We start from the raw sequence: 15,809 nt of genomic DNA on the forward strand, positions 1-15,809 counted from the left end.
ACGCCCGGCACATGACGATCACGCTATGTGACGACCGGTCGCTGCCTTGCCAGAACGGGCCAAACCCGTTCCCCGCAGGGCGGATGCGGTCAGCGCGCTAAGTGACTCCGGCATCCTGACCGGGCGGGTCAGCCGGCGTTCTGGAACGCCGGACCGGTGGTCACGCCGCCCTCGGGCTGGCTGGCCAGGCAGTACAGCAGCCAGGTGTCCTGGTCGACCTGGATCGGCCAGGGCTCGCGCTGCCAGTTCGCGGTGGCGACGCCGTCGCGGGTGCGCTGCGCCACGGCCTGCGCCGAGCAGAGGGCCGCGATGTCGGCGCGTGCCATGAGCTCGTCCTGCCGGACGAACTCCGCTCCGGCCGGCAGAGCCGCCACGACGACCGTCTCCCAGGGGTGCGGCTGGTCGCAGGCGATCCGCTTCGGCCGGTGTGCCGTGCCGCCCGAGCTGGTCAGGCCGCCCCAGCACTCGGGCTCGGGCGGGCACGCGTACGCGCCACACGCCACATACCCGGCGGGAACCCGCTGATCGGCGGCGGGCGCGTCCGGCGACGTCCAGCGCGGGAACGTGTCCGACCCCCAGAACGCCCAGCCCGCCAGGCCGCCACCCGCGAGCACGACCAGCGCGACCGCCGCCGCGAGCACCCGGACGCGGCGGTTCCTCGCTCTCCCGCCGGTTCCACGGCCGACGCTCCTGCGTGGACTCGGGGCAGGGGCGTGCGAACCGTTCAGCACGCCGTGGGCGGCCTCGGCCAGTGCCGCGGCCGACGGCCACCGCTGTTCGGGATCTTCCGCCAGTGCCCGTTCGACCAGGGCGGCGACCGGGGCGGGAACGTCGGGGCCCAGCGGCGGCGGCAGCTGGCCCACCCGCTGCATGGCCACGGCGAACGGGTTGTCGCCGGTGAACGGGCGGTGTCCGGACAGGCACTCGTAGGCGACGACGCCCAGCGCGTAGATGTCGCTGCGCGCGTCGGCGGGCTGGCCGAGCACCTGCTCCGGCGCGAGGTAGGACGGTGTGCCCAGGATTCCGCCGGGCGTGGTCAGTGAGGTGTCGTCCTGCGTACGGGCGATGCCGAAGTCGGTCAGCATGACGGTTCCGTCGAGGCGTACCAGCAGGTTGCCCGGTTTGACGTCGCGATGCACGATGCCCTGGTCGTGCACGGCCTGCAGTGCTTCGGCGGTCTGTGCGAGCAGGCCCAGGGTGGACTCGGCGGTCAGCCGGCCGTGCCGGGCGAGGGCGCGCGACAGCGGCTCGCCGTCGATGTGCTCCATCACCAGGTACGCGCCGCCGGTGTCGCCGTGGTAGTCGTGGATGGTGACCACGCCGCGGTGGCGTACGCCCGCCATCGCCCTTGCCTCGGTGAGGAACCGGCGGACGAACCCGGGGTCGTCGAGCAGGGCCGGCAGCACCGTCTTCACCGCGACGACGCGCTTGAGGACCGTGTCGGTCGCCCGCCAGACCTCTCCCATGCCGCCGGCGCCGATCCGCTCATCGAGCCGGTAACGGCCGCCGAGCAGCGCTCCTGGACTGTGCATGACCTGCCTCGTTCGTCCGCGGGATGGGGTCGCCGACGACGATAGCGTCGCGCCCCGACACGCGCTCAGCCGAAGGCTGCCACCCTGGCCGCGAGGGTGTGGTGGCGCTGCAGGCGAAAGCCCGGACGGAAGCCCTCGGTCCAGGGCTTGCGCGGTCCGGCGAAGTGCATGACGCGTACGTCCTGTTCGCCGCGTTGCGCCTCGTCCATGGGCTCCAGCAGGAAACTGGCCATGTTGTTCCAGCGCGGCGGCAGCCGCAGCCAGCGCTGGTACGCGACCAGGTTCAGCGCGTCCTGGTCGGGAAACCGCAGCCGGTCCGCGTTCGCGGCCAGGTAGTCCAGGCAGCGCTCGGTCACCTGGGTCGCGCGCCAGTGCGCCAGGTTCATCAGCATGACGCCGGAGTTGAAGTACGGTGCGTCGGCCGGGTGTTCGGGTCCGGAGCCGGGGATGCCGCCGAAGGCGTCGAAGCGGTCGCCGAACGCGTCGCGGACTGCCGCCAGCGGCACGCCGTCGAGCGGCACCTGCCACAGGGGGCTCAGATCGCCGCAGACGTGGATGTCGGAGTCCAGGTAGAGCAGGCGCGCCGGCCCGTCACCGATCAGCTCGGGCAGCAGCAGGCGCAGGTACATGCCGGGGCTGAGCCAGGCCAGGGCCTCGTGCTCGGCGACCGGCAGGGACCGGAACGCGTCACCGGTGGTGAGCAGGCGCAGCGAGCCCCGTCCGGCGAGCTGGCGTCGCAGCGGCCGTTCGTACTCCTTGGCGACCTGGTCGGTGGTCAGTAGCCAGTAGGTGACGTCGTCGTGCTGACGGCTGTCGAGGATCGACTCCAGCGCGACCCGCGCATGGTCGGCGTAGGTCTCGTCGAAGGCGAAGGCGATGTCCACTGTGGCTGTATAACAGAAGACGATCACTTAGCTGAATAGTTCGATTGGATTCTGGCAGAGAAAACGTAGAAATATTACGATGGGTTTTCGAAAACTTGCACTGACCGGTTCGGGTCCCCGCGTGGCCGAGCGTGGCGCGGGGACCCGAATACCGACTCAGCAGCTGTAGAGGTATTTGACGCCGGAGACCGCCATGGCGGCCGTACGCGAACCGGGCACGCCGCTGTTGAGGTTGCGCCAGCCCGTGTTGCTGCTGGCCTCGTGGATGTAGCCGCCGGCCGAGGTGTAGATCAGCTTCTCGGCGCCGTTGGCGGTCGCGGCGATGGTGGCACTGGAGACGCCGGTGATGCCGGTCCCCCGGTTGGTCCAGCCCGCGTTGCTGGCCGCTTCGTACACCGCGCCGCCGTTGACCGAGTAGATGATCTTTGTGGTGCCCTGCGCGATCGCCGCCACCGCGGACGCGGGGACGCCCGTGTTGAGGTTGCGCCACCCGTTGGCGCTGTGCGCCTCGTGTACCCAACCGCCGACGATGCTGTAGATGTAGATCACGCCGTTGAGGGCGATGACCGAGATCGACGACGTGCCGACCCCGCCGATGCCGGTGTTGAGGTTGCGCCATCCGTTGGCGCTGTGCGCCTCGTGCACGTACCCGCCGACGACCGTGTAGATGTACTTGACGTTGTTGAGGGTCACCGCGGCCAGCGCCGTGCCCTGCGCGCCGCTGATCCCGGTCCACAGGTTGTTCCAGCCGGTGCTGCTGGCGGCCTCGAACACCTGGCCGCCCCGCAGGCTGTAGACGATCTTCGTACCGGCGAGGGAGATCGCGGCCGTGGCCGAACCGGTCACGGGGCCACTGGGTCCGCCCACGGCCAGCGCCCGCCAGCCGTTGTTGCTGGCCGCCTCGTACACCTGCCGCGCCCCGGTGGCACGCGCCTGGGCCAGCAGCTGCTCGGCGACCGGCCGCGCCTCGTCGTAGCGGGTCGGGAACGCCGACCGCTGCACACCCTGGGCGACCTGCCCGGGCGACCAGGACGGATTCGCCGCGGCCAGCGGGATGGCCCGGCTGAAGAACGAATTGCTGGCGAACCGCACGTCCAGGATCTGCGCCGCGGTGCCCCAACCCTGCGAGGGCCGCTGCTGGAAGACGCCCAGGGAGTCCCGGTCACCGCAGTTCAGGTTGTTCATGTGCGACTCGACCCAGCCCGCCTCGAACCCGGCCAGCAGCACACGTTCGCTGGCCCCGAGTTCCGTGGCGACGGCGTAGACCGCACTCAGGACCGCCGGGTCGGCGGTGGAGGGGATGGAGCCGCAGGCGGCTTTCGCCGCGGTGGCCGGAGACATCGCCACCAGCCCGGCGGTGGCGGTGAACAGGCCGAGTGCGCTTCGGCGGGTGAGGGCAGACATGGGGGTTCCTCCGCGAGGGGGCGACAGGGGTGTCGGACGTTGCGGCACGCCGAGTCGGCACCGGGTGGAGCGGTGCCGAACGCCGGCCGCGTGAGACACCGTACATATCGGACCGTACAACGCAGGCACATTCAGGCGGCGGCTGCCGGAGCGCCAGGACGGCCGCACCGGCCCCGCGGCGTGCTGCCGCATGCTCCCGGTCGAGGTCGCAAACAGGACAGCATGTATTCGCGGCGCTCGCGGGCCCTCTGGTCGGGTACCCGCGGTGAGAGTCACCGCAGTGCGGGACGAGGAGTGGGCGATGCAGGCAGAGCGTACGGCGGGACAGCTGCGCTACGACCAGACGGTGACGATCAAGGCGCTGCCGCGGCCGAAGGAGGAGCCGGCGCGGCCGACCAAGAGCGAGAACCGGGTCTGCGGCGACAACCTGGTCTCGCCGCTGGAGCGGCAGATGTACAAGACGCCACTAGCCATGATCGACACCTGGGCGCGGGAGCAGGAGATCTTCGGCACGCACGGCCCGGCGATCACGATCGAGAAGTCGTACCGCAAGTGGGAGGGCACCGCGCACCTGGAGATCGAGTCACCGGCCCTGCTGTCCAACGACGGATTGACGCTGCACTTCAGCGTGACCGGCAACCCGGACTACATGGCCCAGCCGCAGGACCTGATCCCGATCTACCTGGAGACCCCGACCGCCGAGCCGAACAAGCCGGGCGAGCGGCAGCTGATGGTCGTGGTGATCGAGCCGACATGGGACTACAACCACTGGGAGATCCGGGTCGAGTACACGCTGGACCAGCTGGCCACGATCCTCAAGCTCAACCCGGGCGGTGCGGTGACCGCGAACACCATCACCCAGCGGTATCGCGAGCTGGGCCTGCGGGCGCAGTGGCTCGGCGTGGCCGACCAGCAGGAGGTCCAGATCAACGGGGTGCGGCACGAGAGCGGCGGGCTGGACCAGAAGGGCGGCTCGGGCAAGCTGCGGCTGGTCCCGTACACGCTGCTGGAGCTGGCCGGGACCGAGACCCGGCGCAACACGTCGTGGAACATGAGCGAGAAGCTCAACACCAGCCGCCCCGTGTTCGTCACCTTCGGCGAGATCCTGCAGGGCGGCAAGGAGATGATGACGACCCTGGAGTGCGAGGCCGAGTACAAGCTGCCCCGCGAGGAGGACCTCGACCAGGTCATCATGGCCATGAAGAAACTGCACGGCGACGGAGAACTGCAGAAGGCGCTGGGCATCCTCAAGATGACCGGGGAGCAGAAGGAGTACGAGGACACCTACTTCGACCTGCCCGACTCCTGCGACCTGCTGACCAACCAGATCGTGCTGCGCCGCCGGCACCGCGCCAAGGACGCCGAGGGCACGTTCCTGTTCGCGCTCAAGGGCGCGACCTACCACAACGACAAGGACCGGCGGCTGCGCCTGGCCGCGCAGTGCCAGCTCAAGACGACTGCGCTGACGACCACAGCCGGGCAGGTGCTGCTGCGCCGGTTCCTGACCGACGACTCGGCAGACAACGCGGTCGGCCGTACGATGTGCCACGCGCTGAAGAACGCGCGGCCGGTGCTCGTGCGCCTGGCGCAGGAGGACGTCGTGCCGACGCTGACGATCGTGTCGAAGCGGGAGACGTTCACGATGACGCTGGCCAACGGTACGCAGATCGACTTCAGCGCGGACAAGGCCACCGGGCGGCTCGGCGACGGGCGGTCGGCGGCGGTCTACAGCTTCGAGTTCGGCGTCGGTCACCCGGCGCTGACCCAGGCCGCGACCTCCGGCGGCCCGACCACCGGCGGCGACGGCGACGCGCCCAAGAAGACCTCGGTCAAGGACAGGATCAACCAGTTCGTGGGTGCCGCGCCGCAGATCGTGCGGCCCTACCACGTGCCGGCCGACCTGGAGAACCCTGCCGTGTTCGACCAGCCCGACTACCAGCAGTTCGTCCACCTGCTGAACGCCGTGGTCGGCAAGGTGTTCCAGCTCGACATCCAGCGCCTCGAACTGGGCGGCAACAAGGCCCACGACCTCGCCAAGCTGCTCAAGCTCATCTGACCTCTCCCACGGCCGGGGCGGTGCGCGCGATACCCGCCGCGCCGCCCCGGCCGGGTGCCGGAGCGCGGCCTGGCGCATCCGGTGACTCTCCTCGATACCCCGCTGACACCCGGCAGGAAAGGCCTTGCCAAGGTGGACGTCCCCGGCGAACGATCAGTGCCGTGCCGATCGTAGGGATGGACGCCGCAATTGCGCCCGGCGGAGTCGTCGTCGTCATCGACGTCATCCGGGCCTTCACGACGGCGGCGGTCGCCTTTGAGCGTGGTGTGCCCGAGATCGCCTGCGCGCCGACCGCCGAGGCAGGCCGCGGCCTGCGGCGGCTGCACCCGGACCGCCTGCTGATCGGGGAGACCGGTGGGCTCAGGCCGGCGGACTTCGACTTCGGCAACTCGCCGTTCGAGATGTCGACGGCGCCGCTGCACGGCCGGCGGGTGATCCAGGCGACGTCGAACGGCACGCTCGGGCTCTCCCGGTGTCCGGCCCCGGCGGCGCTGCTGGCGGTGTCGGCGCGCAACGTCGGTGCCACCGCGCGGTGGATCGCCGGCAACCACCCCGGGGTCGCGTGGACGCTCGTCTGCACCGGTCAGACCGCCGAGGACCGGGCCTGTGCGAAGCACCTGAACGCCCTGCTCGACGGGTCGGCACCGCGAACGGCGGAACTGGTCTCCGGCATCAGGGACGGCGCCGCGGAACATGATCGGCACTATGCGCGGCTACCCGCGGCCGAACGCGTCGACATCTCGCGCGACCTGGGCTTCTGCTGCGATGTCGACAGCTCCGCATTCGCCATGGTCGGCGAGGTTCACAAAGATCACGTCGTACTCACCAAGGTGCCCTGCTGAATCGGCGGGTCCGACCTCACGGCGCTCGCGTACCTGCCCCGTCACCAGCCTGACGTCTCCGGGCCGCCCTTGAACGGGCCGATGACATCGCGGGTGATCCAGCCGCCGTAGAAGTCCCCGGCCTGCGGCACGACCGTCTCCCCGTCGACGGAGCAGGCGTCGAGTTTGGAAGGGTAGAAGGCGAGCATCCCGGCCAGGTCCTCGTAGCCGGGTGTGGGCGACTCGTAGGACCAGGCCGCCTCCGTGATGACGGCGCCGTCCACGACGAGGTCCCAATAGGATGCCGCCCCTTTGAACTCGCACCAGCTGCGGCGCCCGCCCGGCCGCAACGGCAGGAGCACCGCGTCGCGGGGCACGTAGTAGACGGGTGGATGTGACGTCTCCAGCACCCGCCATGCCTGCTCGGTGTCGAAGACCAGGTGCGCGCCGTGCCGTGCCGCGACCCGGCGCGGGCACCGCTCCAACCTCGGCGGGCGCGGATAGTCCCAGACGCTTTCCACCATGTCCGCCATCGTAGGCACGTCGACCCGGCCAGGCGACCTGGGCGAACGTCGCACCAGGTTTGGGGTGATCAGCCCTTAACCAGGTTTGGGGTGATCAGCCCTTAACCGGGCAAATCAACGCACGAATCGACGCAGCATCGCCGAGCACACCCCACCGCACCGCATTCCGGCCCATGCTCGAGGTTGACGGCTTCCCGCACGACCAGAGGAGAAGGCAATGACGACAGCAGTACGCGACGACGTGCACTTCGCCGATTTCGGCAAGGAGATGTGGGACTTCCTCACGGGACGGCATGCGAGCATCTCGTACCGGTTCCGGGACATGGAGGTCCAGGTCCCCCGGAGCACCGGGACCGACTCACCCCGCGCCATCTGGGTGCTCAACGGCGCGCTGGAGATCACCACGAGCGACGGCGACGATGCTGCACGCCGGTAGCCGGACCGCGGCCATTTCCGGTGCGGTCGACATCGTGGTGACCACGGGCGGCGGCGGCACCACGGGGCGGCTGCTGGCCGCCCCGGGCGCGCCCATCGTCGTCACCTTCGACGACACCGCCCTCGTGGTCGCGTCGCTGCCGCGGTCCGCAGCGCTGCGGACCACGGTCGGCAGGCTCGCCGCGCTGGGCCGGGTGGAGGTAAGGAGACCTGACGGCACCTGGCTGCTGCGGCTCTACTGGCACGCCGGACGACTGCGGCGCTGGTGGAGCCCCGCCGGTCTGCGCATGATCTCCCGAGCAGCCCTCCTGCGGGCAGGCGCGCCCCGCCGCAGCAGGGGCACAGCCGACCAGTACTGACCGCGCCGGGCTTCACTCATCCGTCGGTGACGCGCTTGGGCTGGACCGGCCCTTCCCGCCTGGCAGCCTCACGAGACTCGACGATGGCGGCGGTCATCCTCCTGATCACGGCGGCGGCGATCACCAGGTCAGCCGTGGGCAGGCCATCGGCGGCGGCTTCCATCCGGCGGCCCAGCGGCTGGAAGAACTCCCTTGCCATCTGCAGCGCCCGTGGGCGCACCTGCAGCGTCACCCGGCGGCGATCGCGCGGGTCGCGCTGGCGCTCCAGATGGTCGGCGGCCTCCAGGCGGTCGATCAGCGACGTGGTCGCGGGCGCGCCCAGGCCCAGGCGAGCGGCGAGTTCGCCGGCGGTGAGCGGCTGGCCCTCCTGGCTGCCGGCGGCGATCCACATGATCGCGTTGAGGTCGTTGCGGCCGAGTCCATGCGCTCTGGCGAAGACGTCGACGAACACGTCGCTCTCGACCGAGCTCGCCTGCAGCGACCGGATCAGCTCGTCCAGTGCGGCCACCCGCTCGGGGACCCCGTGTTGCTCGGCCATGGCGGTCACTATATCATTTCGACGATCGAATAATTCGATAGACGAAATAATATGGTACCGTCCGCCAGAACGACAGGAGTCACCAGACCATGGGCGCGCGCCTCGCCATATGGATCACCAGCCGGCTCGGGGCAGGCATCGTCCTGCTCACCACCCTGGCACTGTCCACGCTGGTATTCCTCACCAGCCCGGCCCAGCCTGAGGCCGGCCCCACCGACGGGCTCCCGGAAGGCAAGCAGTCCACCCGGGTGACCGAGCTGATGGACCGCTTCCCCAGCGGCCGGGCCGAGTCCGCGATCGTCGTGTTCGAACGCGCCGACGCCGCCCTCACCCCGGCCGACCGCCAGTCGCTGGACGCCACCCGCGACACCATCGCCCGCCAGGCCCAGGTGACCGCGCCACCGCCGCTGCGCTACGCCACCGACGAACGCGCCGCGCTACTGGTCGTGCCCCTGGCACCCGGCCTCGATGACGAGACCCGCAACGGCACCGTCGACAACCTGCGCGCGGTGCTGCGCGCGGACGCCGCCGCGCTGCCCGACGGGCTGACCGCCCAGGTCACCGGCGGTGCCGCCTTCGGCCGCGACATCTCCGCCGCATTCGCCGGAGCCGACGTCACGCTCCTGATCGCCACCGCGATCGTCGTGGCCGTGCTGCTGCTGGTCACCTACCGCAGCCCCATTCTCTGGATCGTCCCGCTCGCCGTCGTCGGCCTCGGCGACCAGGTCGCCGCGAAACTGCTGCCCTGGATCGGCCGCCTGATCGGCGAACCCACCGACGCCTCCATCGGCGGCATCGTCTCGGTGCTCGTCTTCGGCGCCGGCACCGACTACGCCCTGCTGCTCATCTCCCGCTACCGCGAGGAGCTGCGGCGCACTCCTGACCGCAGGGCCGCCCTGGCCACCGCCGTACGCGCCGCCGGCCCGGCGGTCATCGGCAGCGCGGGCACCGTCATCCTGGCCCTGCTGACCCTCATCACCGCGGTGCTCACCAGCAACCGCACCCTCGGTATCGCCGCCGCGGCCGGAGTCGGCGTGGCCCTGCTGTTCGGGCTCATCGTGCTGCCCGCCGCGCTGGCCTTCCTGCCACGCGGGGCGTTCTGGCCGCTGGTGCCCACCGTCGGCAGCGCCGAGACCAGCGAATCAGGCATCTGGGCGCGCATCGCCGCACTGGTCGCCCGACGACCCGTCGGCGTGCTCATCACCGCCGGGGTCGTGCTCGCCGCCCTCAGCGCGGGCCTGCTCACCACGAGCATCGGGCTGTCCCAGACCGAGCAGTTCCGCACGAAGGTCGAATCGGTGGAGGCGCAGAAGGCACTGGCCGCGCACTTCCCCGCCGGGTCCGCCCAGCCGGTGCTCGTCGTGACCGACGCCGCCACCGCCGGGCAGACCGCCGACGCCGCCCGGCAGACCGCCGGCGTGGCCGCCGTCGGCCGACCTGAGACCTCCACGGACGGCGCCCTCGCGCTGATCAGCGTGCAGCTGACCGACAAGTCGGGCACCACCGGCGCCGACAGCACCGTCACGGCCCTGCGCGACCGGCTGACACCCGCGGGCACACTCGTCGGCGGCCAGCCCGCCGCAGACCTCGACCAGCGTGACGCCAACGCCCGCGACAACGCGGTGGTGGCCCCGCTCGTGCTGGCCGTCGTGCTGCTCGTGCTGATCGCGCTGCTGCGCTCGGTGGTCGGGCCGCTGCTGCTCCTGCTCACCGTGGTCATCAGCTTCGCCGCCAGCCTCGGGGCCGCCAGCCTGGTGTTCGCCGCGCTGGACATCCCGGCCCTGGCCTCCAGCGTGCCCCTGCTGGCGTTCCTGTTCCTGGTCGCGCTCGGCGTCGACTACAACATCTTCCTCGTCAGCAGGGCAAAGGAGGAGACCACGGCACGCGGCGACACCCGCGTCGGCATGCTGCGGGCACTGTCGGCGACCGGCGGCGTCATCACCTCCGCCGGGGTCCTGCTCGCCGCGGTCTTCGCGGTGCTGGGCGTGCTGCCGGTCATCGTGCTCACCCAGCTCGGCATCATCGTCGGCATCGGCGTCCTGCTCGACACGCTGCTCGTCCGCACCCTGGTCGTGCCCGCCATCGCCGTGCTGCTGGGACGGCGGTTCTGGTGGCCGTCGAACCCCGGCACACCACCGGGCGCGATCAACCCGCCGCGCGAGAGCCACCCTGCGGACCTGCGCCAGACCGCGCGTGCCGTTCCGGCGGCCGAAAGCGCCACCCGCGGCTGAGCCGCGTCCTGCGGCGGCCGGCCGAGCCGACGGCCGCCGCAGGACGCACAGCACGTCAGGGACCGGACAGGTCGAGGTCCCAAACCGAGCGGGTAGCAGAAGAACGACGGGGACTCATCGCACCCCCGCGCGGCCGCGGTGTCTGAACGCGCCGCGACCTGACCGGCGGCGGCGGGCCTGCGAACAACGCCAATGCCGCACATGGTCATAACTGCGACTACCTTCCGTTGCGCGGTGATGATCTCTCCGTTATGGTCCACCTGCCTTGCACATGAAACACCTTCACGGGGGAAAACAACGTGGCACGCATTCGCCGACGGCTGCCGCTGCGCGCCGCCGCCTTCCCGGGCGCACTGCTCGCGGCACTGATGGGCACCGCCGTCCTCGCGACCCCGGTCGCCGCGCACCAGGCCAACCCGAGTGTCCCCGTGATGGGTATCCGGTCGATCGGCGACGTCGTGGCCACCCGCGACACCCTGCGCGTCGACAAGGTCGTCATGGAGATCGGCTTCGTCGGCACGCAGCAGATCACTTTCCGGTTCGACCTGGACACGAGCCAGGTCGGCGCTCCGGCCGGGTTCCTGGCCGACCAGGCGGACCCGGCCTGCCGGACGCTCGGCACCGCCCCGGCCGCCACCGTGGAATGCGCGTACACCAGGCAGATCACCGCGGGTAAGGACGAGGAGTTCACCTTCGGCCACCGGATCGGCCCGCCCGGCCCGCCCGGCAGGCCCGAGGTCGAGATGACCGTCACCGTCGGTGAGCTGTCGCAGCGCAGAACCCTCGTCGCCAACCGGGTCAAGCCGGAGTCCGACTTCGTGGTGACCACCGGCGCGCCGGCCCAGGGACACGTCGGCGAGACCGTCGAATTCACCTGGACGCTCACCAACGTCGGGCCGGACGCGGTGTGGGACTACCCGGGCATGATCAAGCTGACCGCACCCGCCGGCACCGAGTTCCCCCCGCTGGCGCAGATCACCAAGCCCGAAGGCCTCGGCTGTAACGACCGCACGGCGTCCAAGACCAACCTGGACTGCTGGTTCGTGGTCGTGAAGCCGGGCGCGGCCAACGCCCGCCGGGTCACCTGGCCACTGAAGATCGTGTCAGCGACCGTCGGTGAAGGACGGGTCACCGCGACGCTGTCCAACACGACCGGCCAGCACCCCGAGGCTGACTACGAGGACCCGACCCCCGCCGACAACACCGCCCCGATCCGGGTGTCGGTGCTGGGCACCGGCGAGACGGGCACCGCCAGCCCCTCACCCGGCACCGACGGCCAGTTGCCCACCACCGGCTCCAAGACGGGCCTGATCATCGGGGTGGGCCTGGCCGCGGCCCTGGGCGGCGCGCTGCTGGTGTTCGCCACGCGACGGCGCTTCGCCGCCTGAGCGCCACCGGCACGGCGCGCAGCAGCGCGCCGTGCCGGTGCCATTCGCGGTTCACGAACGGCCGGGGCCTGGACACTTCTCTGGGAGGATGGGCTCGTGGACGACTGCCGACGCGCGGTGCCGGGCGGTGCGGTGGCGACGCTCACCGCGCCGGTCGTCATGGCGAAGCCCGATGGAACCCGCTGACCCGCGCGATCACGGCGCGCTGACGCCGGACGGCCGGTATCTGATCGTGTCCGGCCGGCGGTGGCGGGCCACCGACCCGGCCATCCCCGAGCCACTGCGCCAGGAACTGGTGGACGAGCTGATGGCCGCCCGCCGGCTCGTCCGCACCGATCCGCAGGCCGCCCGCCCACGGGTGCGCGACGCCAAGGTGGCCCTCGGCGAACGCGGCGACCCGTGGTGGAAGCCCACGCCCGACGGCCGCCGTGAGCGCCTGGCCGCAGCGATGCGCGCCCTGTTGTGGCACCGCCGCCCCGACGCCACCATCTGCCCGAGCGACGCGGCCCGGGTCGCCGGGGGCGACGCGTGGCGCAGCCTGATGACGGCGGCGCGGGAGGTGGCGGGGGAACTGTCGCGGCAGGGGGTCCTGACCGTTCGCCAGCACGGCGTCGATGTCGACGCGGCCACGGCGGTGGGACCGGTCCGCCTCGCGCGCGGCCCCGGGTGGTGATGTCCCGCTGGGCCCGAACCGCGTTCGAGCCCAGCGGGACGTCTTCCGTGCCGGGTCAGCAGATCGGCAGCGGGAACAGGTGTACGCAGGCCCGCTGGATGTCGGCGCTCAGCACGGGTGCGCCGTCGACGGGCGCCGGGTCCTCGGGCGTCGGCTGGATCCCACCGGCGGCGATGGCGTCCAGGGCCACCATCCCGGCTTCGTCGATGGTGCCGAAGACGGTGTAGTTGGGCCGCAGGATCGAGTCGGCGTAGACCAGGAAGAACTGGCTGCCGTTGGTGTCGGGCCCGGCGTTGGCCATGGCCAGCGTGCCGCGCGGGTAGTAGACCCGGTCCGGCCGGTCCGGCACCGGAGGCAGGTCGGTGGGCAGTTCGTCCTTGTACTGGTAACCCGGGCCGCCGCTGCCGGTGCCGGACGGGTCACCGCACTGCAGCACCTTCAGCGTCGGGTACGCCGTCAGCCGGTGACAGCTGGTGTTGTTGTAGAACCGGTGCAGGATCAGGTGTTCGAAGCTCTGCACCGTGCAGGGCGCCTTGGCGGCGTCCAGCTTCATCGTGATCTTGCCGTGGCTGGTGCGGAGTACGACATGGGTGTTCCAGGTCTGCTGACGCCGCGGGTCGAACGGCAGCCCGACCGGCCGGGCGGGCGGATCGTCAGGAGTCTCGGCGTACCGGCAGGGGCCGTTCGTGGTCCGGGGTGCCGGATCGGCGGCGGCAGGGGTGGCGGTGGCCACGGCGCACAGCAGCCCGGCGACGAGTCCGGTCACGGTGAACCGGATCAGATGGGTTCGCATATTGAAGGGTATACATGACATTCGTCATCTCGGCAGTCTGAGGGCCCGGCCATGATCGGCGTCGCGCCGAGATGGCAGGGAACCGATCCACCTCCTCGCGCGCCATGCAGGATGTGCAGGTGAACGAGGCGCGACAGCGTGCCCCCGGCGAGGTGTACGCCCACGAGTATGCGGGGCTGGTCCGCCTCGCCTACGTGACGACGGGCAGCCTCGCCGCCGCCGAGGACGTCGTCCAGGACGTCTTCGCCGACTGGTTCCGGCTCGACGGCGACCGCCGCGACGAGATCCGCGAACCGGCGGCCTACCTGCGCCGGGCGGTGCTCTCACGGTGCACGTCGTGGGTGCGGCGACGGGTCCTGGAACGCCGCCACGCCGCGGCCCCGGCGCTGACACCACCGGCCTCCGACGCCCCGTCCCAGGCTGACATCGCGGCGGTGCGAGCCGCGCTGCGGCGCCTGACCCCGCGCCAGCGCGCGGCGGTGTTCCTGCGCTACTACCTGGATCTGCCCGAGGCGCAGGTCGCCGCCGAACTCGCCTGCCGCCCCGGCACCGTGAAGTCGCTGCTGCACCGGTCGCTGACCAGGATGAAGGACGTGCTCGGTGAGTGACCTCGAACAGCGGCTGCGCGCCGCGATCCGCGCCATCGCCGACGAACCCGACGTGCCCGTGCCACCCCGGCCCGCCGTCACCGCCCGCCGCCCCTGGCTGATCCGGTATGCCGTACCCGCACTCGCGGCACTCGCGGTACTGGTGGCGGTCTTCGCCATCGGGCTGCCACCGGTGGACCACCGCCCCGCGGCGGGCGCCGACGCGGCGTTCCTGCCGGACGAACTCGCCGGGCTGTCCCTGCTCACCGCGACCGTGTCGGACGCACCTCTCGGACAGCCCGCCATGGCGGTGCTGGATCAGGGCAACCTCGGCTCGACCTGGGGCAGCAGCCAGGTCGTGGTGATCGCCGCCGACGGCCGGACCTACCGTCGGCTCGACCTGGCCGAGCAGCGCGGCACGGTCGGGGACGACAGCGAGTGGCTCCACGCGCCGACCAGCCTCTCCCCCGACGGGCGTCTCGTGGCGATCGGCGACCGCCGCCGCAGTAGCACGCCCGACATCGTCGTGCTGGATCTCGTCACCGGGCAGCGCCGTGCATATCCCCTGGCCCAGCCGTCGACGTACCGCCTGCTGGGATGGTCGCCGAACGGCAGGACCCTGGCCATTCTCACCAGCGCGGGCGCCGACCCCGACAGCTACGGGACAGCGCCGGGCAGCGAAGCCGACCTGGTCCTGCTCGATCTGGCGACCGGCTTGTTCGCCACGGTCCAGAAGGCACTGACGGAATCCGACGGGCACCACTGCTTCACCGGTGACGGCAGGACGATCGCTGCCGGCACCTACACCGATCAGGGACCGGCGGTCGCCCTGTATCCGGTCGACGGCTCGGCCCCGCGCACCCTGCCGCTCACCGGCGAATGGCACCTGATCGGCTGCGCACCCGATGGATCGCTGCTGGTGACGACCAGTCCTGAGGTGGACCCGGAACTACGGCTGGTCTCGGCCACCGACGGTGCCGTTCTTCGCGATACGCGACTGCCCCAGCCTGTCAGCAACGCCCTCGCGTGGCGCTCCGCGAACGGCCCCATCCTCTACGCGCCGTCCTGGCTCACCGAGGGCGGGACCGGGCGGGTGCTGGCCGCGCCGTTCGACGGGCCGGTGACGACGCTCAGCACGGCCGACGAGGGCTGGTTCAGCAGGGTCACCGTCCTGGAACTGGCCGCCGACCTGGCCGGGGATGCCGTGCCTACCAGTGCGGGTCCCGAGCGCGGTCTCTGGCCGCTGTGGGCACGGGTCGTCGCGGGTGTCATCGCCATGCTGGCCGCCGCAGTGTCGGTGCTGCGGCGGCGCATCGCATCGAACGGGCGCGCGGGGTGACCTGACGTTCGCCGTCCTACGCGGCGCAGGTGGCGTACGCCTCGGCGGCCCAGACGTCGGGGTTGCCGAACTCGTCTTCGTAGCCGGTCACGACCACCGTGCTCGGCTGGGCGACCCGGAAGTCGTCGATGACCGGGAACGGAAAGGTCAGGGATGGTCGGGACCCGCGGTCAGCGGCTCGGCCCGGTCACCTAGGGCACGATGCGGGCATTTTTCGCATATGGTTGATGGGAGACCGGAGGAGT

Annotated in this window: 15 protein-coding genes; 9 read left to right on the top strand and 6 right to left on the bottom strand. The window is 71.2% G+C overall.

Annotated features, from left to right (window positions below; genetic code table 11):
- Positions 1-128: 128 nt before the first annotated feature.
- The 3 genes from HAV40_RS03370 to HAV40_RS37895 all read right to left on the bottom strand — a co-directional run bounded on the left by HAV40_RS03370 (position 129) and on the right by HAV40_RS37895 (position 3,820).
- Positions 129-1,532, bottom strand: a complete 1,404-nt coding sequence (locus tag HAV40_RS03370; protein ID WP_166378844.1) for a serine/threonine-protein kinase — start codon at positions 1,530-1,532, stop codon at positions 129-131.
- Between the two features lie 65 nt (positions 1,533-1,597).
- Positions 1,598-2,416: a glycosyltransferase family 8 protein gene (locus HAV40_RS03375; protein ID WP_166378846.1), complete on the bottom strand. Its 819-nt coding sequence runs from the start codon at positions 2,414-2,416 to the stop codon at positions 1,598-1,600.
- A gap of 156 nt (positions 2,417-2,572) precedes the next feature.
- Positions 2,573-3,820: a hypothetical protein gene (locus tag HAV40_RS37895; RefSeq protein ID WP_203671618.1), complete on the bottom strand. Its 1,248-nt coding sequence runs from the start codon at positions 3,818-3,820 to the stop codon at positions 2,573-2,575.
- A 301-nt stretch (positions 3,821-4,121) separates the two neighbouring features.
- On the opposite strand from HAV40_RS37895, the gene HAV40_RS03385 reads away from it, so the two are divergent.
- Positions 4,122-5,876, top strand: coding sequence for a hypothetical protein (locus HAV40_RS03385; protein WP_166378848.1), 1,755 nt, complete (start codon positions 4,122-4,124; stop codon positions 5,874-5,876).
- Between the two features lie 161 nt (positions 5,877-6,037).
- A complete protein-coding gene (locus tag HAV40_RS03390) occupies positions 6,038-6,718 on the top strand; it encodes a 2-phosphosulfolactate phosphatase (RefSeq protein ID WP_166378850.1) in 681 nt (226 codons plus the stop codon).
- 41 nt (positions 6,719-6,759) lie between these two features.
- Here HAV40_RS03390 and HAV40_RS03395 read toward each other — a convergent pair whose 3' ends face one another.
- Complete coding sequence (locus HAV40_RS03395; RefSeq protein ID WP_239086694.1) at positions 6,760-7,221, bottom strand: DUF427 domain-containing protein; 462 nt, start codon at positions 7,219-7,221, stop codon at positions 6,760-6,762.
- Between the two features lie 217 nt (positions 7,222-7,438).
- On the opposite strand from HAV40_RS03395, the gene HAV40_RS03400 reads away from it, so the two are divergent.
- Both HAV40_RS03400 and HAV40_RS03405 read left to right on the top strand, forming a co-directional pair.
- Positions 7,439-7,657 carry a hypothetical protein gene (locus HAV40_RS03400; RefSeq protein ID WP_166378854.1) on the top strand — a complete coding sequence of 73 codons (219 nt, stop codon included), beginning with the start codon at positions 7,439-7,441 and terminating at the stop codon, positions 7,655-7,657.
- Positions 7,641-8,015 (top strand): hypothetical protein, encoded by a 375-nt coding sequence (locus HAV40_RS03405; RefSeq protein WP_166378855.1) that lies wholly within the window; start codon positions 7,641-7,643, stop codon positions 8,013-8,015. Before HAV40_RS03400 ends, HAV40_RS03405 begins: the two co-directional genes overlap by 17 nt.
- Positions 8,016-8,031: 16 nt before the next feature.
- On the opposite strand, the gene HAV40_RS03410 is transcribed toward HAV40_RS03405, so the two are convergent.
- Positions 8,032-8,553, bottom strand: coding sequence for a MarR family winged helix-turn-helix transcriptional regulator (locus HAV40_RS03410; RefSeq protein ID WP_166378857.1), 522 nt, complete (start codon positions 8,551-8,553; stop codon positions 8,032-8,034).
- Positions 8,554-8,642: 89 nt separating this feature from the next.
- Between HAV40_RS03410 and HAV40_RS03415 the strand changes: the two genes are divergently transcribed.
- The 3 genes from HAV40_RS03415 to HAV40_RS03425 all read left to right on the top strand — a co-directional run bounded on the left by HAV40_RS03415 (position 8,643) and on the right by HAV40_RS03425 (position 12,845).
- Entirely contained in the window at positions 8,643-10,784 is a 2,142-nt protein-coding gene (locus HAV40_RS03415; RefSeq protein WP_166378859.1) for an MMPL family transporter, read from the top strand.
- Between the two features lie 299 nt (positions 10,785-11,083).
- Entirely contained in the window at positions 11,084-12,172 is a 1,089-nt protein-coding gene (locus tag HAV40_RS03420) for an LPXTG cell wall anchor domain-containing protein (protein WP_166378861.1), read from the top strand.
- A gap of 172 nt (positions 12,173-12,344) precedes the next feature.
- Entirely contained in the window at positions 12,345-12,845 is a 501-nt protein-coding gene (locus tag HAV40_RS03425) for a DUF3253 domain-containing protein (RefSeq protein WP_166378863.1), read from the top strand.
- A 55-nt stretch (positions 12,846-12,900) separates the two neighbouring features.
- Here HAV40_RS03425 and HAV40_RS03430 read toward each other — a convergent pair whose 3' ends face one another.
- Positions 12,901-13,638: a peptidylprolyl isomerase gene (locus tag HAV40_RS03430; protein WP_166378865.1), complete on the bottom strand. Its 738-nt coding sequence runs from the start codon at positions 13,636-13,638 to the stop codon at positions 12,901-12,903.
- 119 nt (positions 13,639-13,757) lie between these two features.
- Here HAV40_RS03430 and HAV40_RS03435 point away from each other — a divergent pair, with 119 nt between their 5' ends.
- Together HAV40_RS03435 and HAV40_RS03440 are read left to right on the top strand one after the other, a co-directional pair.
- A complete protein-coding gene (locus tag HAV40_RS03435) occupies positions 13,758-14,246 on the top strand; it encodes a sigma-70 family RNA polymerase sigma factor (protein WP_239086695.1) in 489 nt (162 codons plus the stop codon).
- Entirely contained in the window at positions 14,239-15,564 is a 1,326-nt protein-coding gene (locus HAV40_RS03440; RefSeq protein ID WP_166378869.1) for a TolB-like translocation protein, read from the top strand. Before HAV40_RS03435 ends, HAV40_RS03440 begins: the two co-directional genes overlap by 8 nt.
- Positions 15,565-15,809 lie beyond the last annotated feature (245 nt).

Source organism: Catellatospora methionotrophica (assembly GCF_011297335.1).
In the GTDB taxonomy this organism is placed as follows: domain Bacteria; phylum Actinomycetota; class Actinomycetes; order Mycobacteriales; family Micromonosporaceae; genus Catellatospora; species Catellatospora methionotrophica.

Excerpts from the sequence above, each read along its gene's own strand:
- HAV40_RS03400 (WP_166378854.1), top strand. The coding sequence starts at position 7,439 with ATGACGACAGCAGTACGCGACGACGTGCACTTCGCCGATTTCGGCAAG.
- HAV40_RS03415 (WP_166378859.1), top strand. The coding sequence starts at position 8,643 with ATGGGCGCGCGCCTCGCCATATGGATCACCAGCCGGCTCGGGGCAGGC.
- HAV40_RS03395 (WP_239086694.1), bottom strand. The coding sequence starts at position 7,221 with ATGGTGGAAAGCGTCTGGGACTATCCGCGCCCGCCGAGGTTGGAGCGG.
- HAV40_RS03430 (WP_166378865.1), bottom strand. The coding sequence starts at position 13,638 with ATGCGAACCCATCTGATCCGGTTCACCGTGACCGGACTCGTCGCCGGG.
- HAV40_RS03410 (WP_166378857.1), bottom strand. The coding sequence starts at position 8,553 with ATGGCCGAGCAACACGGGGTCCCCGAGCGGGTGGCCGCACTGGACGAG.
- HAV40_RS03370 (WP_166378844.1), bottom strand. The coding sequence starts at position 1,532 with ATGCACAGTCCAGGAGCGCTGCTCGGCGGCCGTTACCGGCTCGATGAG.
- HAV40_RS03385 (WP_166378848.1), top strand. The coding sequence starts at position 4,122 with ATGCAGGCAGAGCGTACGGCGGGACAGCTGCGCTACGACCAGACGGTG.
- HAV40_RS37895 (WP_203671618.1), bottom strand. The coding sequence starts at position 3,820 with ATGTCTGCCCTCACCCGCCGAAGCGCACTCGGCCTGTTCACCGCCACC.
- HAV40_RS03405 (WP_166378855.1), top strand. The coding sequence starts at position 7,641 with ATGCTGCACGCCGGTAGCCGGACCGCGGCCATTTCCGGTGCGGTCGAC.
- HAV40_RS03425 (WP_166378863.1), top strand. The coding sequence starts at position 12,345 with ATGGAACCCGCTGACCCGCGCGATCACGGCGCGCTGACGCCGGACGGC.